This window comes from Streptomyces sp. NPDC079167 (genome assembly GCF_040686735.1).
Classification (GTDB): domain Bacteria; phylum Actinomycetota; class Actinomycetes; order Streptomycetales; family Streptomycetaceae; genus Streptomyces.
Genome location: NZ_JBFBLO010000001.1, coordinates 758,633 through 783,078, shown reverse-complemented (window position 1 = coordinate 783,078; position 24,446 = coordinate 758,633). Strand labels below are relative to the sequence as shown.

Here is a 24,446-nt window from a genome sequence, read left to right as displayed (position 1 = left end):
CGCCCGTACGGCCTGTGCCTGACCACAACAGGCCGTACGGTTACCGGGTTCCGCACTTCCTGTCCCCGTCCCTCCACCCCCATGGGAGCGCTCCCGCATGACAGCCGTACGACCCGACACCACCCCGAAGCAGGCGCCCGGTACACAGTTCCCCACGGGCTTCATCTGGGGCGCGGCGACCGCCTCCTACCAGGTCGAGGGCGCCGCCGCCGAGGACGGCCGCACGCCGTCCATCTGGGACACCTTCAGCCGTACGCCAGGCAAGGTCCGCAACGGGGACACCGGCGACATCGCCGCCGACCACTACCACCGCTACCGCGACGACGTCGCGCTCATGAAGCAGCTCGGACTGAAGGCGTACCGCTTCTCCGTCTCCTGGTCCCGGGTCCAGCCCACCGGCCGCGGCCCCGCCGTCGAGCGCGGTCTTGACTTCTACCGCAAGCTCGTCGACGAGCTGCTGGACGCCGGCATCATGCCCGTCGCCACCCTCTACCACTGGGACCTGCCCCAGGAGCTGGAGGACGCCGGCGGCTGGCCCGAGCGGGTGACCGCCGACCGCTTCGCCGACTACGCCGCCATCGTCTCGGGCGCCCTCGGCGACCGCGTCGGCATGTGGACCACCCTCAACGAGCCCTGGTGCTCGGCCTACCTCGGTTACGGCTCCGGTGTGCACGCCCCCGGCCGTACCGAGCCCGCAGCCGCGCTGCAGGCGGCCCATCACCTCAACCTCGCCCATGGCCGGGCGATCGAGGTTCTGCGCGCCCAACTCCCCGCTTCTGCGCAGACCTCGGTCACCCTCAACCTCCACCAGGTCCGCCCGCTCACCGGCAGCGAGGCCGACGCGGACGCGGCCCGCCGCATCGACGCCGTCGGCAACCGCGTCTTCACCGGCCCGATGCTGCGCGGGGAGTACCCCGAGGACCTGATCACCGACACCTCGCACCTGGTGGACTGGTCGAAGCTGGTGCGGGACGGCGACCTCGCCACCATCTCGCGCCCGGTGGACGCCCTCGGCATCAACTACTACACGCCGACGCTGGTCTCCACCCCGGTGGAGGGCGCCGACTACGCGCGCAGCGACGCCCACGGCGCCAGCGACCATTCCCCCTGGCCCGGCTCCGAGCACGTCGCCTTCCACCTCGCCGAGGGGAAGGAGCGCACCGCGATGGACTGGTCGATCGACCCCAACGGGCTCTACAACCTGCTCATGGACGTGACCAGGGACCACCCGGGCCTCCCGCTGATGGTCACGGAGAACGGCGCCGCGTTCGACGACTACGTCTCTCCCGAGGGCAAGGTCGAGGACCCGGAGCGGGTCGCGTACCTGCACGGCCACCTCGACGCCGTGCAGCGGGCGGTCGCCGACGGTGCGGACGTCCGCGGCTACTTCCTCTGGTCGCTGATGGACAACTTCGAGTGGGCGTACGGCTATTCGAAGCGCTTCGGCGCGGTGTACGTCGACTACGCCTCCCAGCGCCGTATCCCCAAGACGAGCGCCCACTGGTACTCCGACGTGATCCGTCGCCACGCACTGCCCCCGGTCGGCACCGTCTGACCCCGACCGGCACGGAAAAGCGGGACCCGGCACACCGCCGGGTCCCGCTTTCCGTTGCCCGGCCCGCCCGCCTTACGTGTTCGTCATCCGGACCCCGTAGGCTTGGGAGCGCTCCCAAGAGGTGTGGCGCTGCAGAGACCGGCTGGTCCTGACAAGTGTCGAGGGATCGGGCGGCGGGACTTGGTTTGGCCAACCCGCTGTGAGAAATTGACCGCGAACGGGAGGCAGCCATGGCGGCAGCGCGAGTACGGAGTGGCGGGCGGCCCACGCTCGAAGAGGTAGCGGCGCGGGCCGGAGTGGGGCGGGGCACGGCCTCACGCGTCATCAACGGCTCACCGCGGGTCAGCGCACAGACCCGGGAGGCCGTGGAGGCGGCGGTCGCCGAACTGGGTTACGTACCCAACCGCGCGGCCCGCGCCCTCGCGGGCAACCGCACGGACGCCATCGCGCTCGTCGTGCCCGAGTCCGAGACCCGGTTCTTCGCCGAGCCCTACTTCTCCGACATCGTGCGGGGCGTCGGCGCGGCCCTCGCCGACACGGAGATGCAGCTGCTGCTGACCCTCGCGGGCAACGACCGCGAGCGCCGCCGGCTGGCCCAGTACCTGACCGCACACCGTGTCGACGGGGTGCTCCTGGTCTCCGTCCACGCCGACGACCCGCTGCCGGACCTCCTCGAACAGCTCGGCATGCCCTCCGTGATCAGCGGTCGCAGGCACGCCGCGGAGACGCTGCCCTCCGTGGACTCCGACAACTTCGAGGGTGCCCGCGCGGCCGTCGACCACTTCATATCGCGAGGCCGCCGCTCCATCGCCACGATCACCGGCCGCCTGGACGTCTACGGCGCCCAGCGCCGCCTCGACGGCTACCGCAAGGCCATTGCCGCGGCCGGTCTCGACCCCGACGAACGGCTCATCGCCCCCGCCGACTTCAGCGAGGAGGGCGGCGCCCGCGCGATGCGGGAGCTGCTGGAGCGCCGCCCCGACGTGGACGCGGTCTTCGCCGCATCCGACGTGATGGCCGCGGGCGCCCGCCACGTGCTGCGCGAGTCCGGCCGCAGCATCCCGGACGACGTGGCCCTGATCGGCTTCGACGACTCCGCGGTGGCCCGCCACATGGACCCGCCCCTGACGAGCGTGCGTCAGCCGATCGAGGAGATGGGCCGCACGATGACGCGCGTCCTGCTGCAGGAGATCGCGAACCGCTCCTCGGGCGACGGCACCCAGGAGCGCCCGAGGATCGTGCTGCCCACGGAGCTGGTGGTGCGCGAGTCGTCCTGAGGGGCCCGGCACGGAAAGAGGGCCGACAGTGGTCTGTCGGCCCTCTTTCGGAGCGGGTGCCGCCGTGCGGTCAGATCCGGCCGCCGGTGAGGCGGGTGATCGGGCCGGCGTGGGTCCTGGCCGTCTGGCGGCCGAGGGCGAACGCGCCGCCCAGGAGGCCGCCGACACCGGCGGCGGCACCCACGGCTATGGCCTTGCGGTGCTTGACGACCGTCCACGCGGTGGTGGCCGTCGAGGTCACCTTCCCCGCTGTGTCCAGGACGGTCTGCCGGCCCGTGTCCCAGCCGGCGACCGCTGCCCGCTTCGTCGCCTGGCCGGCCGACCGCACTCCGGTCTCCGCCGAGCGGGCGGCTTCCCCGGCGGACGACTTGGCGTCCTGCGCCGAGGACTTGGCCTTCGAGGCTGCGACCGCCGAGCCGGACTTGGCGTGGTTGCCGGCTGCCGCTGTGGTCTGTCGCCCCTTGGCGGCGGCCGTCCTGGCACCCGTACCGGCCTTCGCCGCAGAACCGTCTACCTTCTTGGATTCTTCGCTCTCTGCAGTCATGGTGTTCGTGTTACCTCTCGCAGTGGCTCGAAACGGGGCGGTGAACATTCAGCCGGAATCCCGTGGAAGCAGCGAACCCAGCGGCCCCAGGTCCAGGTTGAGGTCCTCCATGGTGAGGTCGTAGCGCTCGCAGAGCTCCGACATCCGGTCCTGGAGGATCATCAGCGTCATGCCGATGCGTTCCTCCTGGTCCTCACGGAGATCACCCACGTCGACCCGGTGCAGAGCGGTGCGCTCCATGAGCTGGCGCAGCAGTTCGACGATGGTCAGCACCAGCTTGATGAGGTCGCGTTCCACCGTCTCCGGGTCCGTCTCCAGACGCTGAGCCAGGCCGCTGCGCGTGCCCGGCTCGTCGGGCCCGGCGGGCACGAGGTCGAAGGCGTGCGCCGCGGCCTGTGCGACCTCCTGGAGGCTCGTCGCCGGCGTACGGGGGTCCGCTGCTTCCCCGGGGTGCTCGGACATGGGGTGCTCCTCCTCGCTCGTCCTCACCACGGGGCCGGTTCCTCCGACGTGATCGACCGGATCACGGCCCGCAGGTTGATGTGCACCAGGTCGACGTCGGCGACGGAGAGCACCAGGTCTCCCGTGAGCACCGCGCCCCCGTTCAGCAACCGGTCCAGCAGGTCGATCAGAGCCACCTGGCGCCCCGCCAGGGACTCGATGGAGTCCTCGTTCACCCCGGCTCACCGCCACCCGCCGCGGGCGGAGTCGCGAAGGAGTACGGGGCCCAGGGGCCGGTGATCTCCACGCGTACGCCCGGTACGCCGTCGGCGAGCCCCGCGAGGGCCGCGCGGAACGCCTCGGCCTCGGTGCCCTGCACCAGATAGGCGTCGTTGACGATGTTCTCGCCCGCCGCCTGCGCGAGGTCCCCCTGCTGCGGACGGTGCGTGACGTGCGCCCGGGCGATGCCGGCCACCCGGGCGGGCACCTCGGCGGCCACCGAGCCCGCCGACCGGTAGGTCGCGCGGTGGTTCTGCTGCTGGGCACGGCGCCGCTGCAGGTACGCCCGCCCCGGACTCGCCGTCGTGTCCGCCTCCGGTGCCGCGCCGCTCACCGAGACCGCCTCGCGCGGGTCGGCGTAGACCTTGACGCCGAGCTCGACGTGACCTTCGAGGCGGGCGAGCAGAGCGGTGAACTCCGGCTCGCGCGCGTCGAGCATCCCGCGCACGCGCTCGTCGTCGAGGTAGACCGTCGCCAGTCGCATCGGCAGTACCGTCGCGTGCTCGTACGCCCCCTCGACGACCGCGTGGTGGGTGCGGGCCAGCACCTCCAGCCGGCCGAGGTCCTCCATCTGCGCCTGCATGCCCTCGGTTCCGTACAGGGCGGAGGGAACGGACGAGACCACGGCCGCGAGGTCTCCGGAGTGGACCGTCCGCAGAGGGGTCCCCTCCAGGCCCTGCCGGCCCGCGAGCGCCGCGTCGAGGGGGGTGCCGGCGCGGCTGACGGCATAGACGTAGGACATGTCAGGGCCGGTCGCCGGGGTCGCTTGCTCAGTCACTTCCGCTCCTCGTCTTCCCCGTGCGCGGCCTGCCCGGCCGGCAGCCCCACAGCGGCCCTCAGCTCGGCTATCTCGGCCCGCAGCCGTGCGTTCTCCGCCTCCACCGCCGTCCCGTCCCGCGACCCGTCCACCGCCTGGGACGTCTGCGGAGGGCGGGCCCGGGAGGAGAGCGAGGGATCGTGCTCCCACCAGTCGATGCCCATCTCCTTGGCCTTGTCCACGGAGGCGACCAGCAGGCGCAGCTTGATCGTCAGGAGTTCGATGTCGAGCAGGTTGATCTGGATGTCACCCGCGATGACGACGCCCTTGTCCAGGACGCGTTCGAGGATGTCGGCCAGATTCGCGGAGGACTGCTGCTGACCGTACGGGGACGCTCCCGAAGAGGCCCCCATACGGCCGGCCAGTGAATCGGACACGTCGGATCAGTCCCATCCGTGCTGTAGGCGGCGCATGTCAGCTCCGGGCGGAGGCGGTACGGCGCCGGGTGCGCGGGGCCGGCTCCTCTTCTTCGTCGTCCTCGTCCTCCAGAGGCTCCTCCTGCTCCTCCTCGGCACCCGCGTCCTCCTCCTCGGGCTCGTCCTCGTCCTCGTCCTCGTAGGAGTCGTCCGCACGCGGTTCGTCGGCGGGAGCCTCGTCCTCGTCGGCGGGAGCCTCTTCGTCGTCCTCGTAGGCCTCGTCCTCCGGGGGGAGTTCGCCGTCCTCGTCCTCGGCGAGCTCCTCGTCGTCACCGTCCCGGGACTCGGGCTCCTCCGCCTCGGAGCCGTTCTCCTCCTCGGCGCGTGCCTCTTCCTCCTCGACGGCCTCGTCGTGCTCCAGGACGACCTCGCCGTCGCGGATCTCACCGCGCCAGCCGTCGGTCGCCTCACCGCGCATCATGATGAACTTGCGGTAGAGCTTCAGGTCGAGGCGGGCCCTGCGGCCCTGGGCACGCCAGATGTTGCCGGTCTTCTCGAACAGGCCCTTGGGGAAGTACTCGAGGACGAGCAGGACCCGCGTCAGGTTGTCGGTGATGGCGTGGAACGTCACCACGCCCTTGACCGTCCCCTTGGCACCCTCGGTGGTCCAGGTGATCCGCTCGTCCGGCACCTGCTCCGTGACGTTCGCCTTCCAGCTGCGCGTGGACTTGGCGACCTTCACCTTCCAGTTGCTGCTCGTGTCGTCGGACTTCTCGACGCTCACGACACCCTTGGCGAAGGTGCTGAACTCCTGGAACTGCGTCCACTGGTCGTAGGCCTCACGCACCGGCACACCGACGTCGATGTCCTCGGAGATCGTGACGCTCTTCGACTTGCCTCCGCCGCCCTTGCGCCCCTTGCCGAACAATCCCTTGACCTTGTCCTTGATGGCGTCCTTCACATGGGACGCGCCGGCGCTGACGGCGGCCTGTGCGGGGGACTTGCCCTCGCTGAGCGCCTTGCCGCCCTTGGCGAGGGTCCTCGCCGCGCCCCCGGGTCCGTCACCGTCCGCGAGTCTGGAGGCCCCCTCGCCCAGCTTGCGGCCGAGATCGGTGACCGCGTGCTGCGCACGCGCCTTGAGGTAGTTCTGCAGCTCTTCCTTGAGGCGGTCGGTGGCGGGGTTGTTCGCCACGTCGTCCTTGAGCTTGCTGAAAGCCGAGTCAGCCATTGCTGCCACCACGCTTCCCACGGGCGCCGGAGGCGGTCTTGCGGGCGGCCGGAGCGGCCTTCTTCCGCGCTCCGCCCGATGCGGTTCGCCGGGCGCCTCCTGCGGCCTTGGCCGCCGGCTTGGCGGTCTTCCTGGCCGCCGCCGTGCGGCGCGGGGCCGGCTTCTCCTCGGTGTCCTCGGTGTCCTTGTCCTCGTCGTCCTGCGCGTCCCGCGCGTCGAGGTCGTCGTCCTCCCCGGACTCCTCGTCGGCCTCGTCCTCCTCGTCCCGCGCCTGGGCGCCGGACGGGTCCTCGAGTTCGAGCGTGCGCTTGTGCAGGGAGTCGGCGAGGCCGGTGGCCCGCTGGGTGAGGGCGTTGGTTGCCGCCGTCTTCGTGGCGCCCACCAGCTCCTTGCGGACCTGGTCGTTCAGGCCGCCCAGAAGCGGCGAGTCGGCCAGCATCTTCCCGATCTGCCTCGGGTCCAGGCTCAGCTTCTTGCCCGCCAGGAACATCCCGAAGCCGATCGCCAGTTTGGCCTTCTTGGTGCGTCCCAGCAGATAGCCGCCCACCAGGGCCGCACCTATCTTCGCATTGCCGGTCATCTGTCGAACACCTCAATCTCCCACCATCAGGAGTTGCCGGTCGGACGATTCCGGTAGGCCTCGCACTCGGCGAGCCAGTCCAGCAGTTCGTCCTCGCGTCGGTCGAATTCTTCCTCGTCGATGTCGCCGCTCAGCAGTTCACGTTCCAGCTCGGCCAATTGCGTGCGTACGGCTGCCGGGTCGTAGTGCTCGCGTTCCGCGGCTTGCACCACTTGGTCGAGAACCCATGCCGTGCCGCGTACCGGAGCCAGCGGAAGGGTGAGCAGTTGCGTGATGAGGCCCATGAACAGGTGCCTCCCCTCTGCGAGGGATGTACGTCAGACGAAGCTGTAGGGCGGCAGAGGGCCGTTCAGGGCGAAGGTGTAATCGTCGCCCCTGCGCTCCGCCTCCTCGTGGACCGCCTGTGAGAAGGCGGACGCCTCGTCGCGCCGTACGAGGTACGACACGTTCAGGAAGTGGGTCTTCGTGGGTTCTCCTTCGGAGACCCGTTCCGCGGCGGTCGCCAGCGCACGCGCCAATTCCCGGCCCATTGCTTCCTGCCTGGCCTGGACCTCGTGCGAGACGAGTTCGCCGAGTGCCATCTTCTGGTCCTGCGCCCCCGGGTTCTGCCGGGTGTGTTCGCTGAGCCGCCGGGCCTCGGGCGATTCCGTGAGGATCTCCCGCAGCAGGCTCTCCTCGTCGCGCGAGACCTTCACGTTGTACTCGAGCCGGCCGTCCAGCTCGGCAAGGCGGGCCGTGTAGCTGTCCTTGCCCTGTTCGAGCGCGTTGCGCACCTGCTCGTCGTCCGGTCCCACGAGACCGAAGCGCATCGGCAGCGCGGCGCCGTCGGCCATCAGCCTCTCCAGCACGCTCTGGTGGGCCACCAGATCACGTCGCTTGGCCCGCAGGTCGGCCGGTGTGTCGCTGACCACCGCGGCGAGCGCTCCCGCCGTGACGGTGCGCAGCTCCGAAGCCGGTTCCCCGACGCCGGACAGGCCGTCCAGCCGCAGCGGGTGGTCGGCCGCGGTGATGGCGTAGATGTAGGTCGGCATGCGTTACTCCTCCCCCCGCTGGGACGTCCGGCGGCTGCTGGAAGCGGAGGTCTTCCGGGCGGGCCGCTTCTCCTTCTCCTTCTCGTCGGAGTCGTCACGGCCACCCTGGAAGGAGTCCGTGAAGGCTTCGACCGCACCGGTCAGTGCCCCTTTCGACTTGCCCTTGGCACCGCTCTCCATGGTGTCGCCGACTATGTCGGTGAGCTGAGCGGGAGCCTTCCGGCCCGACTCCAGGTCCAGCCGGTTGCACGCCTCGGCGAAGCGCAGATACGTGTCCACGCTGGCGACGACGACACGTACGTCGATCTTGAGGATCTCGATACCGACGAGCGAGACACGAATGAAGGCATCGATGACGAGCCCCCTGTCGAGAATGAGCTCAAGAACGTCGTAGAGATTTCCGGAACCGCCCCCGCTGCTGTTGGAGGCGTTGCTCTGCTGTACGAGACTCATGGTCGGTCTTCCTTCCAATGAGTTGTGTGACGCGGTACGGCTGCTCGGCGAGTGGCCGGCTCAGCGGTCGACCTGTCCTCGCGAGTACCGTCGAATTCGTTCGTAGCCCATGAGTTGGCCCTGACCGTCGAGCCTGACGCGATAAGAGGCCATCACGCTCATGGTGTCCGGGATCTTCTCGATCTCGACGACTTCCACATCCGCCGCCCAGCCGTCGTCCGTCGCATTCAGCGAGGACACCGAATCGGGCTGGCGCTGGAGGAGTTCGGCAAGCTGTTCGGCCGCTTTCCGCATCGCTGTGGAGACACCGATCCGGCCGTTGCCGCCACTGCTTCCCTCATCACTCTTGGTGTTCTCGGTCGTGGCCATGTGCTTCACCTGCCGCGCGTCATTGTGGCTACCTGTCGGCTTCGTTCGGTCAGCCATTCGTTCGGGCTGCACTGCGCGTGCCCATGAGACCCGAACGTATGCATGAACCTTCCTCACGCCTCCCACACAGCTGCGGATTTTTGGCGCCAGCGGCCCCCACGCCCCGCATGGACCGCCTGCCGCCGGGCACCCGGAAAGGCGGCCCCCGCCGCGCACTCCCCAGACGCGGCGGGGCCGCTCGGCCGCACACGGATCAGGCCGTCGGCTGACCGAAACGTGGGAAGCCGCTCGCGGTCGGCAGCCGTGGGCACGATGCTGTCCTGATGTCCGCAGAGCACGCTTACCACGACCGAGTCGGCGACTTCTTCGCGAAGAACGCCGACACCAGCCCCTACAACGCCTACACCGACCGGCCGGCGATGCTCGCGTTGGCGGGGGAGGTCGCCGGGCTGAGGATTCTGGATGTCGGCTGCGGCGCCGGGCACTACGCGGCTGAGCTCCTGGCGGCCGGTGCCGAGGTCGTCGGGATCGACGGCAGCGCCACTCTGCTGGGTCACGCACGGGAGCGACTGGGTGACCGGGCCGAACTCCACGTGCACGACGCGGAGACGCCGCTGGACTTCATCGACGACTCGTCGTTCGACGGAGTCGTGTGCGCATTGGTGTTCCACCACATCGCCGACCGGCCGCGTCTCCTCGGCGAGCTACGACGCGTCCTCCGCCCGGGCGGATGGCTGCTGGTCTCGACGACCCACCCGACGGCTGACTGGAGGGAATTCGGTGGCTCGTACTACGCCGAGGACTGGGTCGACCTCCCGGTCGCCGGGGGATCACTGTCAGTCCACTACCAGCGCATGCCGCTGGAGAGTTTCCTCGGCCAGCTGCTGGCCGCCGGCTTCATGCTCGAACAGCTCATCGAGCCTCGCCCCACGCCTGGCCTGCGAGACCACGACGAAGCCGCCTACGACAAGCTTCACCACGCTCCGTGTTTCCTCGCGGTCAGGCTCCTGCGGCCCTGACCGCGCGTGATCCCTGCCGCCGCGCACGGCGCCACGGCCCTGTCTCCCGAGCCGGAACCGGCGACACCGGGTCTCGGGAGCTTGCCACGGCCGGGGCGGGCACGCTTGAGCAGACGCGGCGAACAGGGTGGCGGATGGCAGGCGTCCGTGACCCCGGGAGCGCCGCCGAGCATTCGTGGCGTACCTCACTGATCGCCTCGGTCATTCGCCGAGCTGGAGGGTGCCCGGCCCTGCGTGGGCCGCGTTCCTCGCTGTGTGGCACGACACGCAGGAGACCCGCGCGGGGGACGTGAACCGTCCCGGAACGACGTACGCCCCCGCTGGGGACCTGCGTGCCGCCCTGGGCGAAGGGCGGAAGCAGCCCGGACCCGAGGACGGCAAGACCGGAACGCAATCAGCCCCTGACCTGTTTTCCCAGGTCAGGGGCTGATCGTTCAGGGTGAGTAACGGGACTTGAACCCGCGACATCCTGGACCACAACCAGGTGCTCTGCCAGCTGAGCTATACCCACCATGTCGCCCGGTCGCTTTCCTGACCGGCCGAGAAAAAGTGTACAGGGTCCGAGCGGGTGCTCGCGCCCCAGTTCTCCGGCGCGGGTGCACGGGCCTCGGAAGGCCCGTGACCAGCGGGTGTGTGCCTACTGCCCGGCGGCCGGCGTGTGGCGCGCCGCGATCTCCTTGGCACGGGCCGAGTCCGGGCCGGGCTGCGGCACGAAGACCGCCTCCCGGTAGTAGCGCAGCTCCGTGATGGAGTCGCGGATGTCGGCGAGCGCCCGGTGGTTGCCGTTCTTCTCCGGACTGTTGAAGTACGCCCTCGGGTACCAGCGGCGCGCCAGCTCCTTGACCGAGGACACATCGACGATCCGGTAGTGGAGGTAGCCCTCCAGCGACGGCATGTCACGCGCCAGGAAGCCCCGGTCGGTGCCGACGGAGTTTCCGCACAGCGGGGCCTTGCCCGGCTCCTTCACGTGCTCGCGGATGTAGGCCATGACCCGCTCCTCCGCGTCGGCCAGGGTCGTGCCCCCGGCCAGCTCGTCGAGGAGGCCCGAGGCGGTGTGCATCTGCCGCACCACCTCGGGCATGGTCTCCAGGGCCGCGTCCGGCGGGCGGATCACGATGTCCACCCCTTCACCGAGCACGTTCAGTTCCGAGTCGGTGACCAGGGCGGCCACCTCGACGAGTGCGTCGTCCGTCAGCGAGAGCCCGGTCATCTCGCAGTCGATCCACACCATACGGTCGTTCATGGGCCCCACCCTACGGGGCGCTGCGCTGCCCCGGCAGGGCCGGGCGGCCCGGAGCGTACGCCTCCGGGCCCGGTCCGGGACGGTCCGCCGGGCTGCCCGCAGCGGCGTTCGCGGTGACCGGCGACGGGCCGGGTGAGGACGCCGCGGCGGCCCGCCGGCTCGACGCCGTGCCCTGGACGGGTACGGACGTCTCGATCACCGTGGCGACGCTCTCCAGCGCCCCGCCCTGCGGACGGCGGGCCCGGTAGGCGGCCCGGTACGCGGCGGGGGAGGAGCCCAGCTGGCGGCGGAAGTGCCCGCGCAGCGCGACCGGCGAGCGGAAGCCGCAGCGGCCGGCGACCTCGTCTACGGAGTAGTCGGAGGTCTCGAGCAGCCGCTGCGCCTGCAGCACGCGCTGGGTGATGAGCCACTGGAGCGGGGCGCTGCCCGTGAGCGAGCGGAACCTGCGGTCGAAGGTCCGCCGGCTCATGTAGGCACGCGCGGCCAGCGTCTCCACGTCGAACTGCTCGTGGAGATGCTCCAGCGCCCAGGCCACGACCTCGGCGAGCGGGTCGGAGCCGATCTCTTCGGGTAAAGACCTGTCGAGGTAGCGCTCCTGGCCGCCACTGCGCCGCGGTGGTACGACGAGCCGGCGGGCCAGGGCCCCTGCCGCCTCGGTGCCGTGGTCGGTACGGACTATGTGGAGGCACAGATCGATTCCGGCCGCCGTTCCGGCCGAGGTGAGCACATCGCCGTCGTCGACGAACAGCTCACGCGGATCGACGTGCACCGACGGATAGCGCTTGGCCAGCGTCGGTGCGTACATCCAGTGAGTGGTGGCCGGGCGGCCGTCCAGCAGGCCGGCCGCGGCGAGCACGAAGGCCCCCGTGCAGAGTCCGACGATGCGGGCACCCTCCTCATGGGCGCGGCGCAGCGCGTCCAGGGCCTCTGCGGGCGGCGGGGAGGTGATCGACCGCCAGGCCGGCACCACGACGGTGCCCGCCCTGCTGATCGCCTCCAGGCCGTACGGTGCGCTGAGTTCCAGACCGCCGGTGGTGCGCAGCGGTCCTTCCTCACCCCCGCAGACCAGCAGGCGGTAGCGCGGAACGCCCGCGTCCTGCCGGTCGATTCCGAAAACCGAGAGCGGAATGGAGCTCTCGAAGATAGGGCCGCCACTGAACAGCAGTACGGCTACGACTTCCCGGCGTCGCCGCCCGGTCAGCTTCCGTGACGCCTCCGTTGCGGTGGCGGAGTCCTGGCTCATGACGCTAAGCCCCCCTCGGTGTTCGCGTCTTCCTGGTCCCTGCGGGCCTGTCGCTCCTGCACGTTTCCCCTCGGTCTCGCACGCGTCCCCAGTCCTCGACACTCAAGATCGAATCTACTGCGTCCCATGGTCCCGACGTGACACGTTCCCCCACCGGCACTATGTCGACAAGGCAACTTGGCGCGAAGCGTTCGATCACGAAGCGTTTCACCCGCGAGCCCCACAGGGAAGGGCGCATGGCGATCATGGCCCGTCCCCATAGGGTCAAAGCGTACCGCGCGGTCTATTCCTGCCTGGTGGCACGTGGGTTGGGCGGCTGTTACCCCAAGGGAACGGGGTGAACGTGAAGTTGGCTGAAAACCGATGGGTGCGTGCGCGTAATCCAGTCATGCGACCGGCGTACGCCCCCTGTTCACAGGAGCACGCACGCGCCTCCGGGGCCTCTTGAGGCCGTCCGGGCGCCCTGGGTGAACGATGTGCAATTGCATGATGGCGGGGTGTGACGGCCCCTGCCGGAGGGGTGGGCGACACATTCGGCCGCCCCGCCCGGATCACGGCGGGCGCCGGCCGGACACCGTGACCGGAACCCGTCGAAGCCTCCACGAGCTGGATGTACGACGCAACCGGCATTGCCATACCGGGGCACTCTCCGGCATGCTCCCTCCATCGCCGCCCGCGATGTGTGAGCGCTGGGCAGTGGAGGAGTGGCGCCGTACCCTTGGGGGTAGGGGGTTGGGAAGATGTTTCCCGGACACAGCTCCACCGCGCGCAGGTACACCTCCAAACCGCTCCCTCCTCACGAGGACTCTCTTCGCCGAGACACCGATGGCCGGTCACGAAATCCCTGAACCCGCAGACCGCAAGCAGGTAGCCGACCCCGGGTCGGAACCGCAGACGGTCGAAGAGTCGCGCCCTTCCTGCGATCCCGCCTTCCGGCATGGCGTCGTGGTCGGTTTCGACGGCTCCATGTCCAGCGAACGAGCCCTCGCGTACGCCATCGGAATGGCGAACCGGCACAGCTCCGGGCTGATCATCGTCCATGTGGCCAACCGGCTGCCGACCACCGTCTGGGCCGGCTGTGAGCCGCCCGTCTTCGTCGACGTCCCGGACCACCGCACCGAGGTCCTCGGCCTGGAGCTGGCCTGCGCGGACTATCTCTCCGAGGTGCCCTGGGTCCTCGTGGAGCGAGGCGGGGACATCTGCCACGAGCTGGAGGAGGTCGGCCGCGAGTATTCGGCCGACGCGATCGTCGTCGGCTCGACGCACGGCATCGTGGGCCGCATCTTCGGGTCCGTGGCCGGCCGTCTCGCGCGCCGCGCCCAGCGCCCGGTCATCGTCATCCCCTGAGCGGCCCTGAGCGCGCACAAAGGCCCCTGACGGCACGTCAGGGGCCTTTGTGCGCGCGTCGGGACGGTGTCCGCTACTCGACGGTGACCGACTTCGCCAGGTTGCGCGGCTTGTCGATGTCACGGCCCATGGCCAGGGCCGTGTGGTAGGCGAGCAGCTGCAGCGGGATGCCCATCAGGATCGGGTCCAGCTCGTTCTCGTTCTTCGGGACGACGATCGTGTGGTCGGCCTTCTCCTGCTCGCGGTGGGCGACGGCGAGGATGCGTCCGCTGCGGGCCTTGATCTCCTCCAGCGCGGCGCGGTTCTTCTCCAGCAGGTCGTCGTCCGGGACGATCGCGACGGTGGGGAGCGCCGGCTCGATGAGCGCGAGAGGCCCGTGCTTGAGCTCCGAGGCGGGGTAGGCCTCGGCGTGGATGTACGAGATCTCCTTGAGCTTCAGGGATGCCTCCAGCGCGACCGGGTAGCCCCGGACGCGGCCGATGAACATCATCGACTGCGCACCGGCGTACTCCTCGGCCAGCTTCTTGATCTCGTCCTCGGATTCGAGGATCTGACCGATCTGCTCCGGCAGCTTGCGCAGGCCCTCGATGATCCGCTTGCCGTCGGCCACCGACAGGTCGCGGATGCGGCCCAGGTGCAGGGCGAGCAGCGCGAAGGCGACGACGGTGTTGGTGAAGCACTTGGTGGAGACGACGCAGACCTCGGGACCCGCGTGGACGTACATGCCGCCGTCCGCCTCGCGGGCGATCGCCGAGCCGACGACGTTCACGACGCCCAGGACACGGGCGCCCTTGCGCTTGAGCTCCTGCACGGCGGCCAGCACGTCGTAGGTCTCGCCGGACTGGGAGACGGCGACGTACAGGGTGTCGGGGTCCACGACCGGGTTGCGGTAGCGGAACTCGGACGCGGGCTCAGCGTCCGCGGGGATGCGGGCCAGCTCCTCGATGAGGCCGGCGCCGATCATGCCCGCGTGGTACGAGGTGCCGCAGCCCAGGATCTTGATCCGGCGGACCCCGCGCGCCTCGCGGGCGTCCAGGTTCAGGCCGCCCAGGTGCACGGTGGAGAAACGGTCGTCGATGCGGCCGCGCAGCACGCGGTCCACGGCGTCGGCCTGCTCGGAGATCTCCTTGTGCATGTACGTGTCGTGGCCGCCCATGTCGTACGACTCGGCCTCCCACTCCACGGTGGTCGGCGTGGCCGTCGTGGTGGAGCCCTCCGTGGTGTACGTACGGAAGTCGTCGGCCTTGAGGGTGGCCATCTCGCCGTCGTCCAGGGTGACGATCTGGCGGGTGTGCGCGACCAGGGCGGCCACGTCGGAGGCGACGAACATCTCCTTCTCGCCGATGCCGAGGACGACCGGGGAGCCGTTGCGGGCGACGACGATGCGGTCGTTGAAGTCGGCGTGCAGGACGGCGATGCCGTACGTGCCCTCGACGGACTTCAGCGCCTCGCGGACCTTCTCCTCCAGCGTCAGCGCGGCCGCGCGGGAGATCAGGTGGACCAGCACCTCGGTGTCGGTCTCCGAGAGGAAGACGACACCGTCGGCGACGAGCTTCGCCCGGAGCTCGGAGGCGTTGTCGATGATGCCGTTGTGGACGACGGCGACCTTGCTCTCCGCGTCCAGGTGGGGGTGCGCGTTCTCGTCGCTCGGGGCGCCGTGCGTGGCCCAGCGGGTGTGGGCGATGCCGGTGGTGCCGGCGAACCGCTTGGGCACCCGGGCCTCCAGCTCACGGACCCGGCCTTTGGCCTTGACCATCTTCAGGACGCCGGGCTTCCCGGCCGCGGCCTTGCCCGTGATGACGATGCCCGCGGAGTCGTACCCCCGGTACTCCAGCCGCTGGAGGCCTTCCAGCAGCAGCGGAGCCACGTCACGCTTCCCGATGTATCCGACGATCCCGCACATGGGTCCTGCCCTCCATCGACGTACAAAAAGACCGGTGCCCGGGCCGTCCCGCTCAGCCGTAGACGATGCGGCGCAACTGGCGGAGCGAGAGCTCCTGCGGCGCCACCGCGCGGTGCGGCAGTTCGGCCGCGATCCGCTCGAAGATCTCCGTGTTCACCAGGCCGCCGGACTGCAGTTCGCGGTGGCGGCGCCGGACGAAGGTCTCGGTCGTCTCGTCGAAGTACGCCAGCACGTCGAGGATCACCCGGGCGGCCTCGCCGCGCTGGAGCGCGGTGGAGCGTACGAGGTGGTCGATGAGGTCGTCATGCGTGGGGCGGTGTTCGAGCACTCGTCGATATTGCGTGGATCGGAGGCGCTACGCAAGAAATCTGCCCGATATCGGGCAGGAATCTCATCCTGGAGAGTCGAAGGGGTGGGAATGTCCGTTACGTTCTCATCATTCGGCCTCAGTGGCCGCGAGGGGGAGAGGGGCGAAGCCGGGCTGCCCGCCGTTGGCGGCAAAACGGGGGTACCCCTCGGTCGTGCCGGTCCCCACCGCCCGGAAACCGGCCACGGTGAGCTGTGCGGCCGCGGTCGGTTCCTCGGCCGGCCGGTGCGCGGTTCCGGCCAGCGTGGAGGGGATCCGGCGAGGGGGCTGCCGGCCTCGCGCCACTGCGTAACCGACTGCCCGGTCCGCTCGAAGCGGTTCCGCCGGGCCGGGCAGCGGTTACGAGGCGACCCGCGCCGCTTGCTCCCTCAGCTGCTCCTCGTTCAGCCCGCGCCGCCAGTAGCCGGTGAAGGTGACGCGCCTGCGGTCGAACTCCCGCTCCCGCACGAAGTGGCGGCGCAGCGCCTTTACCCCGGACGACTCGCCGGCGATCCAGACGTACGGAGTGCCCTCGGGCAGTGCGGCGGCGCGCACGGCGTCCACGGCGGAGGGGGCGCCCTCCTCCCGTACGAGCCAGGTGATGTGCGCGTCGGCCTCGGTGCGGATGTCCAGCCGGTCCTGGGTGTGCGGGACCTCCAGCCAGACCCTGGCCTTCGTGCCGGCCGGGAGCCATTCCAGGGCGGCCGAGGCGGCGGGAAGCGCCGTCTCGTCGGCGCAGATCAGGACGCAGCCGGTGTCCTGCGGCGGCTGGAAGCGGATGCCGTTGTTGTCCTCGCCGGTCGGGCCCAGCACGGTGAGCCGCTGCCCCGGTGCGGCCGCCTCGGCCCAACGGCAGGCCGGTCCGCCGTCCGCGTGGAGGGCGAAGTCGATGTCGATCTCGGTCGAGCCGTCCGGGGCGTACCGCTGGGCGCGCACGGTGTACGACCGCATCAGGGCCCGGACCTCCGGGGGCTGGGCCCGCCAGGCGGCGAACCACTCACCGTTCTCGTCGACCGGGACGACGGCCTCGGTCCGGCCCGGGTGCGGCAGGAAGATCGAGAGGCTCTGGTCCCTGCCCCCGGCGACGAAGCCCTCGCTCCCCGGTCCGCCGAAGGTGATTCTGCGCATGGAGGGGCTCAGCCTGCTGGTCCTCAGGACCGTCAGGCCGAAGAACCGGTAGGGGGCGACGGCGGGTGCGGTGGCGGTCGTCATGCGAGGGGTCCTCCCGGGAACCGGAACGGCGAAGGCCCTGCCGGGATCCGCTCCCGGCAGGGCCGGAGGGTCAGCTGACCTTCTTGGCCTTCTCGATGGCCTCGGCGAGGGCGTCGAGGATCGGCGCGCACTTGTCGTAGGAGTAGATGGGCTCCGTCGTACGCGGGACGACCTGGCCGGCCTTGACGGCGGGCAGCTGGGCCCAGGTCGGCTTGGAGGTCAGGGCGTCGGGCTGCAGGGCCGAGGAGCGGTTGTCCATCATGATGATGTCGGCGTCGTACTTGTCGACGTTCTCCCAGCTCAGCTCCTCGAAGAAGCCGGCCGCGTTGACCTTCGGCTCGACGAACTGCACGCCGAGCTCCTGGAAGTACAGGGTGTCGGCGGACGTCTTGGCGAGGGAGACGTAGAACAGGTCCTGGCTGGCCGAGCCGACCATGACCTTGATGTTCGGCTGGGACTTGGCGGCGGCGCGCAGCCGGGCCGCCGCCTTCTCGAACGCGGCCTTGGCGTCGGTGACCTTCTTGGCCTTGATGTCGGCACCGAGGGAGGCGGCGAGGTCCTCATGACGCTGGATCGCCTTCGGCACGGTGGTCTGCGCGGCCCACAGGGCGACGCTCGGGGCCAGCTTGAGGATCTTGTCCTTGGACTGGTCCGGCACGTACCAGAGGGCGTCCTTCTCCCACATGGCGGTGACGAGGAGTTCCGGCGCGAGACCGGCGTACTTCTCGACGTTGAACTCGCCCCAGACGTTGCCGAGCACCTCGACCTTGCTGATGTCCAGGTCGCCGGCCTGCACATCGGCCTTGCCGTCGGAGGTCTTCGTCGGACCGAAGACACCCTTGACCTCGACCCCGTAGTCGTGGAGCGCGGCGGCCACACCGATGAACGCGACTATGTTCTTCGGTACGGAATCGGCCTTCGCCGTCTGCCCGCGGTCGTCCTTGAAGGACCAGGGGCCGGATTTCTCCGCACCCGTACCCGAGGCGGAGCTCTTCTCGTCGCCGTCGCCACAGGCTGCGAGGACGGCACCGAGACCGACGGCACCACCGGCGGCCAGCAGGCCGCGGCGGGAGAGTGGGCTGGTCCGGAGGTTGGACATGAGTGGGTCTGCTTTCGTACGCGCCCCAGGGCGCCCGCTGACGATTCGAAGGAAGGCTAGCCTAACCTCACATAGCGCGGACGTGGAGGGCAAGAGGCAGCGGCCGTTCCGTTACCGGCCCACGGGAAAGCCGCCTCCCCCGTGACCAGGGAAGGCGGCTGCCTGGAGCGTCCGGCTCAGCCGGTGACCGGCTGGAGACGCGGGATGTCGATGCCGGGGCACACCTTGGAGATCGCGCCGAAGTCGTCGTCCACGTGCAGCTCCGCGTTCGTCAGGCGTCCATGCCCAGCTCGCGGGCGATCAGCATCCGCTGGACCTCGCTCGTGCCCTCGCCGATCTCCAGGATCTTGGAGTCGCGCCACATCCGGGCCACCGGGTACTCGTTCATGAAGCCGTAGCCGCCGTGGATCTGCGTAGCCTCGCGGGCGTTGTCCACCGCCACCGTCGAGGAGTACAGCTTCGCGATCGCCGCCTCCTTCTTGAACGGCTCGCCCGCCACCAGCCGCGAGGCCGCGTCCCGCCAGCCGACCCGGGCCATGTGCGCCCGCGTCTCCATGTCCGCGATCTTGAACTGGATGGCCTGGTTGGCGCCGATCGGCTTCCCGAAGGCGTGGCGTTCCCTCGCGTACTTCAGCGACTCGTCCACACAGCCCTGCGCCAGGCCCGTCGACAGCGCCGAGATCGCGATCCGGCCCTCGTCCAGGATCCGCAGGAACTGCGCGTAACCACGGCCCTCCTCGCCCAGCAGGTTCGCCGCCGGGACGCGGACGTCGGAGAAGGACAGCTCACGGGTGTCCGAGGCGTTCCAGCCGACCTTGGAGTACGGGGCGGCCACCGTGAAGCCGGGGGTGCCCGACGGGACGATGATCGCGGAGATGCGCGGGGCGCCGTTCTCCTTGCGGCCGGTGACCGCCGTCACCGTGACCAGCTCCGTGATGTCCGTACCCGAGTTGGTGATGAAGCACTTGGAGCCGTTGATCACCCACTCGCCGGCGGCCTCGTCCAGCACGGCCGTCGTCCGCGTTCCGCCCGCGTCCGAACCGCCGTCCGGCTCCGTCAGGCCGAACGCGCCGAGCGCCTCGCCCGCACAGAGCTTCGGCAGCCACCGCTGCTTCTGCTCCTCGGTCCCGAAGCGGAAGACCGGCATGGCGCCGAGCGAGACACCCGCCTCCAGCGTGATCGCCACGGAGGAGTCGACCCGGGCCAGCTCCTCCAGGGCGATCCCGAGCGCGAGGTAGTCGCCGCCCATGCCGCCGTACTCCTCGGGGAAGGGCAGGCCGAACAGGCCCATGCGCCCCATCTCCCGCACGATCTCGTACGGGAACTCATGGCGCTCGTAGAAGTCGCCGATCTTCGGGGCGATCACATCGTGTGCGAACTCCTCGACGGTACGGCGCAGTTCCTCGTGCTCGGCGGTCAGCCGGTGGTCAAGGGACATGTGTCGTTCACTCCTTGTGGGACAGCGCGCGGACGGTACGGGAAGGGCTCGGGCGGCCCAGCTGTTCGGCCATCCACACGCTGGTGGCGGTGAGTGCGCCGAGATCGACCCCGGTTTCGACACCGAGGCCGTCGAGCATCCACACGAGATCCTCGGTGGCGAGATTGCCGGTCGCGCTCTTCGCGTACGGGCAGCCGCCGAGGCCGCCCGCCGAGGCGTCCACGGTCGTCACACCGTGCTGGAGCGCGGCCAGGGTGTTGGAGAGCGCCTGGCCGTACGTGTCGTGGAAGTGCACCCCGATCGTGCCGGTGGCGACTCCCGACTCGTTCAGCGCGGTCAGCAGCGCCGTCACATGGCCCGGGGTGGCCACACCGATCGTGTCGCCGAGGGAGAGCTCGTCACAGCCGAGGTCCATCAGCGCCCTGGCCACCCGGACGACCTGCGCGACGGGCACGGCGCCCTCCCACGGGTCGCCGAAACACATCGAGAGGTAGCCGCGCACATGCACCCCGGCCGCCTTCGCCCGGGCCACCACCGGCTCGAACATGGCGAGCGACTCGTCCACCGTGCGGTTGAGGTTGCGGGCGGCGAACGTCTCCGTCGCCGAACCGAACACGGCGATCCTGCGGGCACCGAGCGCGAGCGCCCGGTCCAGGCCGCGTTCGTTGGGCACCAGGACGGGCAGGGCCACGTCCCCGACGTCGGCGATCTCGCCGAGCATCGGGAACAGCTGCTCCGCGTCCGCCAGTTGGGGAACCCACTTCGGATGGACGAAGCTGGTCGCCTCGATCGTGGAGAGCCCGGCCTCCGCGAGACGGCGGACGAACTCCGCCTTCACCCCGGTCGGTACGACGGTCTTCTCGTTCTGCAGTCCGTCGCGGGCGCCGACCTCATGGATGCGGATCCGGGCGGGCAGCCCCGGCGCGGGCACCGTCATGGGCAGACCGGTGTCGGTCACGATTCCTCCCTCGGGGCCACCACGGCCAGGACCTGGTCCATGGCGACCGTGGCACCGGCGATGACGTCCAGCTCGGTGACGGTCCCCGCGTGCGGGGCGGAGATGACGTGCTCCATCTTCATCGCCTCGACGACCAGCAGGCTCTGCCCGGCCACGACCTCGTCCCCGACCGCCACCTTCACCACCGTCACGGTGCCGGGCATGGGCGCGGCGAGCGTGTCGGCGCCCGAACGGGCGGCGCCGCTGAGGGACGCCTCGACCGGGTCGTGGTCCTGGACGTGCCAGGCGTCCCCGTCCCGGCCGAGCCAGATACCGTCCGGGGACGACGCCAGGCTGAACGTGTGGGTCAGGCCGTCGAGTTCGACGACGACCCGCCTCCCGGACGCCTCGACCAGCCGGGACCGCTCCGCGCCCGGCAGCGAGGGCACCGGACCGCACGTGTCCACGGGCTCCTCCCGGTCCCCGGCGTGGCCGAACGTCAGCGCCGCCGTGGACCCCGCGCCCGTACGCAGACCCACGCGCACCGGGTCATGGCCGGGGACGCGGAAGTGGTGGAAGGTTTCCGCGGGAGTGCCGCCCAGCCGCCAGCCGCTGGGCACCGAGAACGGATCGACCCAGCCGCCGGCGGGAACGGGGGACGGCTGCCGCAGCAGCGCCGCCGCCGCGTACACCTCCTCCGGAACCCCGTCTGGGACCAGGCCGTCCGCCTCCCGCTCCACGAGGCCGGTGTCCAGATCGCCCGCTGCCACCGCCGGATGGGCCAGCAGCCGCCGCAGGAACCCGGCGTTCGTCGGGACGCCCAGCACCACCGTGTCCGCGAGCGCCGCCCGCAGCCGGCGCAGGGCGGTCGCCCGGTCGGGGCCGTAGGCGATGACCTTCGACAGCATCGGGTCGTACGTGCTGCCGACCGGCACGCCCTCGCTGAGCCCCGAGTCGGTCCGCACCCCGCCGCCCGCCGGCTCGTGCAGCGCGAGCACCGTGCCGCCGGACGGCAGGAAGCCGCGCGCCGGGTCCTCCGCGCAGACCCGGGCCTCGACGGCGTGCCCGGTGAGCGTGATGTCGCCCTGGCCGTAGGGCAGTCGGTCTCCGGAGGCGACCCGCAACTGCCACTCCACCAGGTCGAGCCCGGTGACCAGCTCGGTGACCGGGTGCTCGACCTGGAGGCGGGTGTTCATCTCCATGAAGTAGTACGAGGAGGGGTCGCTGCCCGGGACGATGAACTCGACCGTGCCCGCCCCGACATATCCGCAGGAGCGGGCCGCCTGCACGGCCGCCTCGCCCATCGCGGCCCGGGTCGTCTCGTCGAGCAGGACCGAGGGGGCCTCCTCGATGATCTTCTGGTGGCGGCGCTGGAGGGAGCACTCGCGCTCGCCGAGGTGCACCACGTTGCCGTGGCCGTCGGCCAGGACCTGGATCTCGATGTGGCGCGGCCGGTCGATCCACCGCTCCACGAGGAGCGTGTCGTCACCGAACGAGGCGCGCGCCTCGCGCCGGGCCGCCGTGATCTCGTCGGCGAGCAGCCTCTCCTCGCGCACCAGCCGCATGCCCTTGCCGCCGCCGCCCGCCGAGGGCTTCAGCAGGACGGGCATCCCGATCTCGCGGGCGGCCGCGCCCAGCTGGGCGTCGGTGAGCCCGCTCCCGGAGGAGCCGGGCACCACCGGCACCCCGGCCGCGGCGACGGTCTCCTTGGCGCGGATCTTGTCGCCCATCAGCGCGATCGCGGAGGCGGGCGGGCCGATGAAGACCAGCCCCGCCTCCGCGCACGCCCGGGCGAAGGCCGCGTTCTCCGCGAGGAAGCCGTAGCCCGGGTGAACCGCCTCCGCGCCCGTGCGGCGGGCGGCGTCCAGCAGCCGCTCCACCGACAGATAGCTCTCGGCGGCGGGCGCCGGCCCGATCCGTACCGCCGTGTCCGCCTCCCGGACGTGCCGGGCGTCCGCGTCCGCGTCGCTGAAGACGGCGACCGACCGCACGCCGAGCTCGCGCAGGGTCCGGATGACCCGGACCGCGATCTCGCCACGGTTGGCGACCAGAACAGTGCTGAACATGGAAGTCCTCACATCACATCCGGAAGACGCCGAACTGGGGGTCGCCCAGCGGGGCGTTGGCACACGCGGTCAGGGCGAGCCCCAGCACCTGCCGGGTCTCCACGGGGTCGATCACACCGTCGTCCCACAGCCGGGCGGTGGCGTAGTAGGCGTTGCCCTGCTGCTCGTACTGAGCGCGGACGGGGTCCTTGAACGCCTCTTCCTCCTCGGCGGGCCACTCCTCGCCGCGGCCCTCGATCTGGTCGCGCTTGACGGTGGCCAGCACGGAGGCGGCCTGCTCGCCGCCCATGACCGAGATCTTGGCGTTGGGCCACATCCACAGGAAGCGCGGCCCGTAGGCCCGGCCGCACATGGAGTAGTTCCCCGCGCCGTACGACCCGCCGACCACGACCGTCAGCTTCGGGACCCTGGTGCACGCCACGGCCGTGACCATCTTGGCGCCGTGCTTGGCGATGCCCCCGGCCTCGTAGTCACGGCCGACCATGAAGCCGGAGATGTTCTGGAGGAACACCAGCGGGATGCCGCGCTGGTCGCACAGCTCGATGAAGTGGGCGCCCTTCTGGGCGGACTCCGAGAACAGGATGCCGTTGTTCGCGACGATCCCGACGGGATGGCCGTGGATCCGGGCGAAGCCGGTGATCAGCGTCTGGCCGTACTCCGCCTTGAACTCCTGGAAGCGGGAGCCGTCCACGACCCGGGCGATGACCTCACGCACGTCGTAGGGCGTACGCGAGTCGACGGGCACCGCGCCGTACAGGCCGGCGGGGTCCGCCTTCGGCTCCTCGGCTGGCTCCACGGACCAGGGGAGCGGCCCCCGGCCGGGGAGGGTCGCGACGATGTTCCGCACGATCCGCAGCGCGTGCGCGTCGTCCTCGGCGAGATGGTCGGTGACCCCGGACGTACGCGAGTGGACCTCGCCGCCGCCCAGCTCCTCGGCCGTGACGACCTCACCGGTGGCCGCCTTCACGAGCGGCGGGCCGCCCAGGAAGATCGTGCCCTGGTTCCGGACGATGACGGCCTCGTCGCTCATGGCCGGGACGTACGCCCCGCCCGCCGTGCACGAGCCGAGCACCGCGGCGATCTGCGGGATGCCGGCGCCCGACATCCGGGCCTGGTTGTAGAAGATCCGCCCGAAGTGGTCCCGGTCGGGGAAGACCTCGTCCTGCATCGGGAGGAAGGCGCCCCCCGAGTCCACCAGGTACAGGCAGGGCAGCCGGTTCTCCAGGGCCACCTCCTGGGCGCGGAGGTGCTTCTTCACGGTCATCGGGTAGTACGTGCCGCCCTTGACGGTCGCGTCGTTGGCGACGATCACGCACTCCCGGCCGCTGACCCGCCCGATTCCGGCGATCACCCCGGCGGCCGGCGCCGCGCCCCCGTACAGCCCCTCGGCCGCGAGCGGGGCCAGCTCCAGGAAGGGCGAGCCCGGATCGAGCAGCGTGTCCACCCGCTCCCGGGGCAGCAGCTTGCCGCGCGCCACATGCCGGGCGCGGGCCTTCTCACCCCCGCCCAGCCGTGCTGTGGCGAGCCGCGTACGCAGCTCCTCGGCGAGCGCGTGATGCGCCGCCTCGTTGGCCTGCCAGGCCTCCGAGGCGGGATCGGCCGCGCTCACCAGGACCGGTGCCTGCTGCATCCTGTCGAGCCCCCTTGCCCGTACCGCGGTGAT

General features: G+C 70.6%; 25 protein-coding genes, 1 tRNA gene and 1 pseudogene. 5 read left to right on the top strand and 22 right to left on the bottom strand.

All coding sequences use genetic code 11. The features are described from left to right. Window positions 1–97: 97 nt before the first annotated feature. Together AB0P41_RS03625 and AB0P41_RS03620 are read left to right on the top strand one after the other, a co-directional pair. A complete protein-coding gene (locus AB0P41_RS03625; protein ID WP_356708366.1) occupies window positions 98–1,555 on the top strand; it encodes a GH1 family beta-glucosidase in 1,458 nt (485 codons plus the stop codon). A gap of 230 nt (window positions 1,556–1,785) precedes the next feature. Continuing rightward, a complete protein-coding gene (locus AB0P41_RS03620) occupies window positions 1,786–2,832 on the top strand; it encodes a LacI family DNA-binding transcriptional regulator (RefSeq protein WP_356708364.1) in 1,047 nt (348 codons plus the stop codon). A 70-nt stretch (window positions 2,833–2,902) separates the two neighbouring features. Here AB0P41_RS03620 and AB0P41_RS03615 read toward each other — a convergent pair whose 3' ends face one another. Genes AB0P41_RS03615 through AB0P41_RS03565 form a run of 11 tightly spaced genes read right to left on the bottom strand, consistent with a single transcriptional unit; the run spans window position 2,903 to window position 8,930 of the window. After that, window positions 2,903–3,376 (bottom strand): hypothetical protein, encoded by a 474-nt coding sequence (locus tag AB0P41_RS03615; RefSeq protein WP_365929832.1) that lies wholly within the window; start codon window positions 3,374–3,376, stop codon window positions 2,903–2,905. A 48-nt stretch (window positions 3,377–3,424) separates the two neighbouring features. After that, window positions 3,425–3,838, bottom strand: coding sequence for a gas vesicle protein K (locus AB0P41_RS03610; RefSeq protein ID WP_356708354.1), 414 nt, complete (start codon window positions 3,836–3,838; stop codon window positions 3,425–3,427). Between the two features lie 23 nt (window positions 3,839–3,861). Beyond that, a complete protein-coding gene (locus AB0P41_RS03605; RefSeq protein ID WP_356708353.1) occupies window positions 3,862–4,053 on the bottom strand; it encodes a gas vesicle protein in 192 nt (63 codons plus the stop codon). Further along, window positions 4,050–4,874 (bottom strand): GvpL/GvpF family gas vesicle protein, encoded by an 825-nt coding sequence (locus tag AB0P41_RS03600; protein WP_365929830.1) that lies wholly within the window; start codon window positions 4,872–4,874, stop codon window positions 4,050–4,052. Before AB0P41_RS03600 ends, AB0P41_RS03605 begins: the two co-directional genes overlap by 4 nt. After that, the gene (locus tag AB0P41_RS03595; protein WP_365929829.1) at window positions 4,871–5,290 is read right to left on the bottom strand and encodes a gas vesicle protein; all 420 of its coding nucleotides are present in this window, start codon (window positions 5,288–5,290) and stop codon (window positions 4,871–4,873) included. The genes AB0P41_RS03600 and AB0P41_RS03595 overlap by 4 nt, the downstream gene beginning before the upstream one ends. Before the next feature lie 37 nt (window positions 5,291–5,327). After that, window positions 5,328–6,497: an SRPBCC family protein gene (locus AB0P41_RS03590; RefSeq protein ID WP_365929827.1), complete on the bottom strand. Its 1,170-nt coding sequence runs from the start codon at window positions 6,495–6,497 to the stop codon at window positions 5,328–5,330. Continuing rightward, complete coding sequence (locus tag AB0P41_RS03585) at window positions 6,490–7,077, bottom strand: hypothetical protein (RefSeq protein ID WP_356708346.1); 588 nt, start codon at window positions 7,075–7,077, stop codon at window positions 6,490–6,492. Before AB0P41_RS03585 ends, AB0P41_RS03590 begins: the two co-directional genes overlap by 8 nt. A gap of 26 nt (window positions 7,078–7,103) precedes the next feature. Further along, entirely contained in the window at window positions 7,104–7,361 is a 258-nt protein-coding gene (locus tag AB0P41_RS03580) for a gas vesicle protein GvpG (protein WP_356708344.1), read from the bottom strand. A gap of 33 nt (window positions 7,362–7,394) precedes the next feature. Continuing rightward, the gene (locus AB0P41_RS03575) at window positions 7,395–8,108 is read right to left on the bottom strand and encodes a GvpL/GvpF family gas vesicle protein (protein WP_356708342.1); all 714 of its coding nucleotides are present in this window, start codon (window positions 8,106–8,108) and stop codon (window positions 7,395–7,397) included. A gap of 3 nt (window positions 8,109–8,111) precedes the next feature. Then, on the bottom strand, window positions 8,112–8,561 hold the full coding sequence (locus AB0P41_RS03570) for a gas vesicle structural protein GvpA (RefSeq protein WP_365929825.1): 450 nt from the start codon (window positions 8,559–8,561) through the stop codon (window positions 8,112–8,114). A gap of 60 nt (window positions 8,562–8,621) precedes the next feature. Then, a complete protein-coding gene (locus AB0P41_RS03565) occupies window positions 8,622–8,930 on the bottom strand; it encodes a gas vesicle protein (RefSeq protein WP_356708338.1) in 309 nt (102 codons plus the stop codon). 323 nt (window positions 8,931–9,253) lie between these two features. Here AB0P41_RS03565 and AB0P41_RS03560 point away from each other — a divergent pair, with 323 nt between their 5' ends. Together AB0P41_RS03560 and AB0P41_RS03555 are read left to right on the top strand one after the other, a co-directional pair. Continuing rightward, window positions 9,254–9,949, top strand: coding sequence for a class I SAM-dependent methyltransferase (locus AB0P41_RS03560; RefSeq protein ID WP_356708336.1), 696 nt, complete (start codon window positions 9,254–9,256; stop codon window positions 9,947–9,949). 95 nt (window positions 9,950–10,044) lie between these two features. Next, window positions 10,045–10,277: pseudogene (locus AB0P41_RS03555) on the top strand (HD domain-containing protein); the annotation flags it as partial. Between the two features lie 110 nt (window positions 10,278–10,387). Here AB0P41_RS03555 and AB0P41_RS03550 read toward each other — a convergent pair. The 3 genes from AB0P41_RS03550 to AB0P41_RS03540 form a co-directional block, all read right to left on the bottom strand. Next, window positions 10,388–10,460, bottom strand: a tRNA-His gene (locus tag AB0P41_RS03550). 126 nt (window positions 10,461–10,586) lie between these two features. Then, window positions 10,587–11,192 (bottom strand): oligoribonuclease, encoded by a 606-nt coding sequence (orn, locus tag AB0P41_RS03545; RefSeq protein WP_356708334.1) that lies wholly within the window; start codon window positions 11,190–11,192, stop codon window positions 10,587–10,589. Window positions 11,193–11,202: 10 nt separating this feature from the next. Further along, the gene (locus AB0P41_RS03540; protein WP_356708332.1) at window positions 11,203–12,435 is read right to left on the bottom strand and encodes a helix-turn-helix domain-containing protein; all 1,233 of its coding nucleotides are present in this window, start codon (window positions 12,433–12,435) and stop codon (window positions 11,203–11,205) included. 825 nt (window positions 12,436–13,260) lie between these two features. Between AB0P41_RS03540 and AB0P41_RS03535 the strand changes: the two genes are divergently transcribed. Continuing rightward, on the top strand, window positions 13,261–13,782 hold the full coding sequence (locus tag AB0P41_RS03535) for a universal stress protein (RefSeq protein WP_356708330.1): 522 nt from the start codon (window positions 13,261–13,263) through the stop codon (window positions 13,780–13,782). A 73-nt stretch (window positions 13,783–13,855) separates the two neighbouring features. Here the strand turns inward: AB0P41_RS03535 and glmS are convergent, their stop codons facing one another. From glmS to AB0P41_RS03495, 8 genes are all read right to left on the bottom strand, one after another. Beyond that, the gene (glmS, locus tag AB0P41_RS03530) at window positions 13,856–15,685 is read right to left on the bottom strand and encodes a glutamine--fructose-6-phosphate transaminase (isomerizing) (protein WP_365929822.1); all 1,830 of its coding nucleotides are present in this window, start codon (window positions 15,683–15,685) and stop codon (window positions 13,856–13,858) included. Window positions 15,686–15,737: 52 nt separating this feature from the next. Then, a complete protein-coding gene (locus tag AB0P41_RS03525; RefSeq protein ID WP_356708326.1) occupies window positions 15,738–16,013 on the bottom strand; it encodes a hypothetical protein in 276 nt (91 codons plus the stop codon). Between the two features lie 378 nt (window positions 16,014–16,391). Then, on the bottom strand, window positions 16,392–17,243 hold the full coding sequence (locus AB0P41_RS03520) for a siderophore-interacting protein (RefSeq protein WP_356708324.1): 852 nt from the start codon (window positions 17,241–17,243) through the stop codon (window positions 16,392–16,394). Between the two features lie 70 nt (window positions 17,244–17,313). After that, window positions 17,314–18,342 carry an ABC transporter substrate-binding protein gene (locus AB0P41_RS03515; protein WP_365929820.1) on the bottom strand — a complete coding sequence of 343 codons (1,029 nt, stop codon included), beginning with the start codon at window positions 18,340–18,342 and terminating at the stop codon, window positions 17,314–17,316. 271 nt (window positions 18,343–18,613) lie between these two features. Next, window positions 18,614–19,780: an acyl-CoA dehydrogenase family protein gene (locus AB0P41_RS03510; protein ID WP_356708320.1), complete on the bottom strand. Its 1,167-nt coding sequence runs from the start codon at window positions 19,778–19,780 to the stop codon at window positions 18,614–18,616. 7 nt (window positions 19,781–19,787) lie between these two features. Continuing rightward, window positions 19,788–20,717, bottom strand: coding sequence for a hydroxymethylglutaryl-CoA lyase (locus tag AB0P41_RS03505; protein ID WP_356708810.1), 930 nt, complete (start codon window positions 20,715–20,717; stop codon window positions 19,788–19,790). A gap of 17 nt (window positions 20,718–20,734) precedes the next feature. Then, window positions 20,735–22,783, bottom strand: coding sequence for a biotin carboxylase N-terminal domain-containing protein (locus AB0P41_RS03500; protein WP_365929818.1), 2,049 nt, complete (start codon window positions 22,781–22,783; stop codon window positions 20,735–20,737). Between the two features lie 13 nt (window positions 22,784–22,796). Beyond that, window positions 22,797–24,413, bottom strand: a complete 1,617-nt coding sequence (locus tag AB0P41_RS03495; RefSeq protein WP_356708316.1) for a carboxyl transferase domain-containing protein — start codon at window positions 24,411–24,413, stop codon at window positions 22,797–22,799. Window positions 24,414–24,446: the final 33 nt, after the last annotated feature.

Bases quoted from the DNA above. Each gene is read 5' to 3' on its own strand.
- AB0P41_RS03560 (WP_356708336.1), top strand. From the start codon at position 9,254: ATGTCCGCAGAGCACGCTTACCACGACCGAGTCGGCGACTTCTTCGCG.
- AB0P41_RS03520 (WP_356708324.1), bottom strand. From the start codon at position 17,243: ATGACGACCGCCACCGCACCCGCCGTCGCCCCCTACCGGTTCTTCGGC.
- AB0P41_RS03610 (WP_356708354.1), bottom strand. From the start codon at position 3,838: ATGTCCGAGCACCCCGGGGAAGCAGCGGACCCCCGTACGCCGGCGACG.
- AB0P41_RS03510 (WP_356708320.1), bottom strand. From the start codon at position 19,780: ATGTCCCTTGACCACCGGCTGACCGCCGAGCACGAGGAACTGCGCCGT.
- AB0P41_RS03580 (WP_356708344.1), bottom strand. From the start codon at position 7,361: ATGGGCCTCATCACGCAACTGCTCACCCTTCCGCTGGCTCCGGTACGC.
- AB0P41_RS03500 (WP_365929818.1), bottom strand. From the start codon at position 22,783: ATGTTCAGCACTGTTCTGGTCGCCAACCGTGGCGAGATCGCGGTCCGG.
- glmS (WP_365929822.1), bottom strand. From the start codon at position 15,685: ATGTGCGGGATCGTCGGATACATCGGGAAGCGTGACGTGGCTCCGCTG.
- AB0P41_RS03620 (WP_356708364.1), top strand. From the start codon at position 1,786: ATGGCGGCAGCGCGAGTACGGAGTGGCGGGCGGCCCACGCTCGAAGAG.
- AB0P41_RS03535 (WP_356708330.1), top strand. From the start codon at position 13,261: ATGGCCGGTCACGAAATCCCTGAACCCGCAGACCGCAAGCAGGTAGCC.
- AB0P41_RS03575 (WP_356708342.1), bottom strand. From the start codon at position 8,108: ATGCCGACCTACATCTACGCCATCACCGCGGCCGACCACCCGCTGCGG.
- AB0P41_RS03515 (WP_365929820.1), bottom strand. From the start codon at position 18,342: ATGTCCAACCTCCGGACCAGCCCACTCTCCCGCCGCGGCCTGCTGGCC.
- AB0P41_RS03585 (WP_356708346.1), bottom strand. From the start codon at position 7,077: ATGACCGGCAATGCGAAGATAGGTGCGGCCCTGGTGGGCGGCTATCTG.
- orn (WP_356708334.1), bottom strand. From the start codon at position 11,192: ATGAACGACCGTATGGTGTGGATCGACTGCGAGATGACCGGGCTCTCG.
- AB0P41_RS03505 (WP_356708810.1), bottom strand. From the start codon at position 20,717: ATGACGGTGCCCGCGCCGGGGCTGCCCGCCCGGATCCGCATCCATGAG.
- AB0P41_RS03565 (WP_356708338.1), bottom strand. From the start codon at position 8,930: ATGGCCACGACCGAGAACACCAAGAGTGATGAGGGAAGCAGTGGCGGC.
- AB0P41_RS03540 (WP_356708332.1), bottom strand. From the start codon at position 12,435: ATGAGCCAGGACTCCGCCACCGCAACGGAGGCGTCACGGAAGCTGACC.
- AB0P41_RS03570 (WP_365929825.1), bottom strand. From the start codon at position 8,561: ATGAGTCTCGTACAGCAGAGCAACGCCTCCAACAGCAGCGGGGGCGGT.
- AB0P41_RS03615 (WP_365929832.1), bottom strand. From the start codon at position 3,376: ATGACTGCAGAGAGCGAAGAATCCAAGAAGGTAGACGGTTCTGCGGCG.
- AB0P41_RS03590 (WP_365929827.1), bottom strand. From the start codon at position 6,497: ATGGCTGACTCGGCTTTCAGCAAGCTCAAGGACGACGTGGCGAACAAC.
- AB0P41_RS03625 (WP_356708366.1), top strand. From the start codon at position 98: ATGACAGCCGTACGACCCGACACCACCCCGAAGCAGGCGCCCGGTACA.
- AB0P41_RS03495 (WP_356708316.1), bottom strand. From the start codon at position 24,413: ATGCAGCAGGCACCGGTCCTGGTGAGCGCGGCCGATCCCGCCTCGGAG.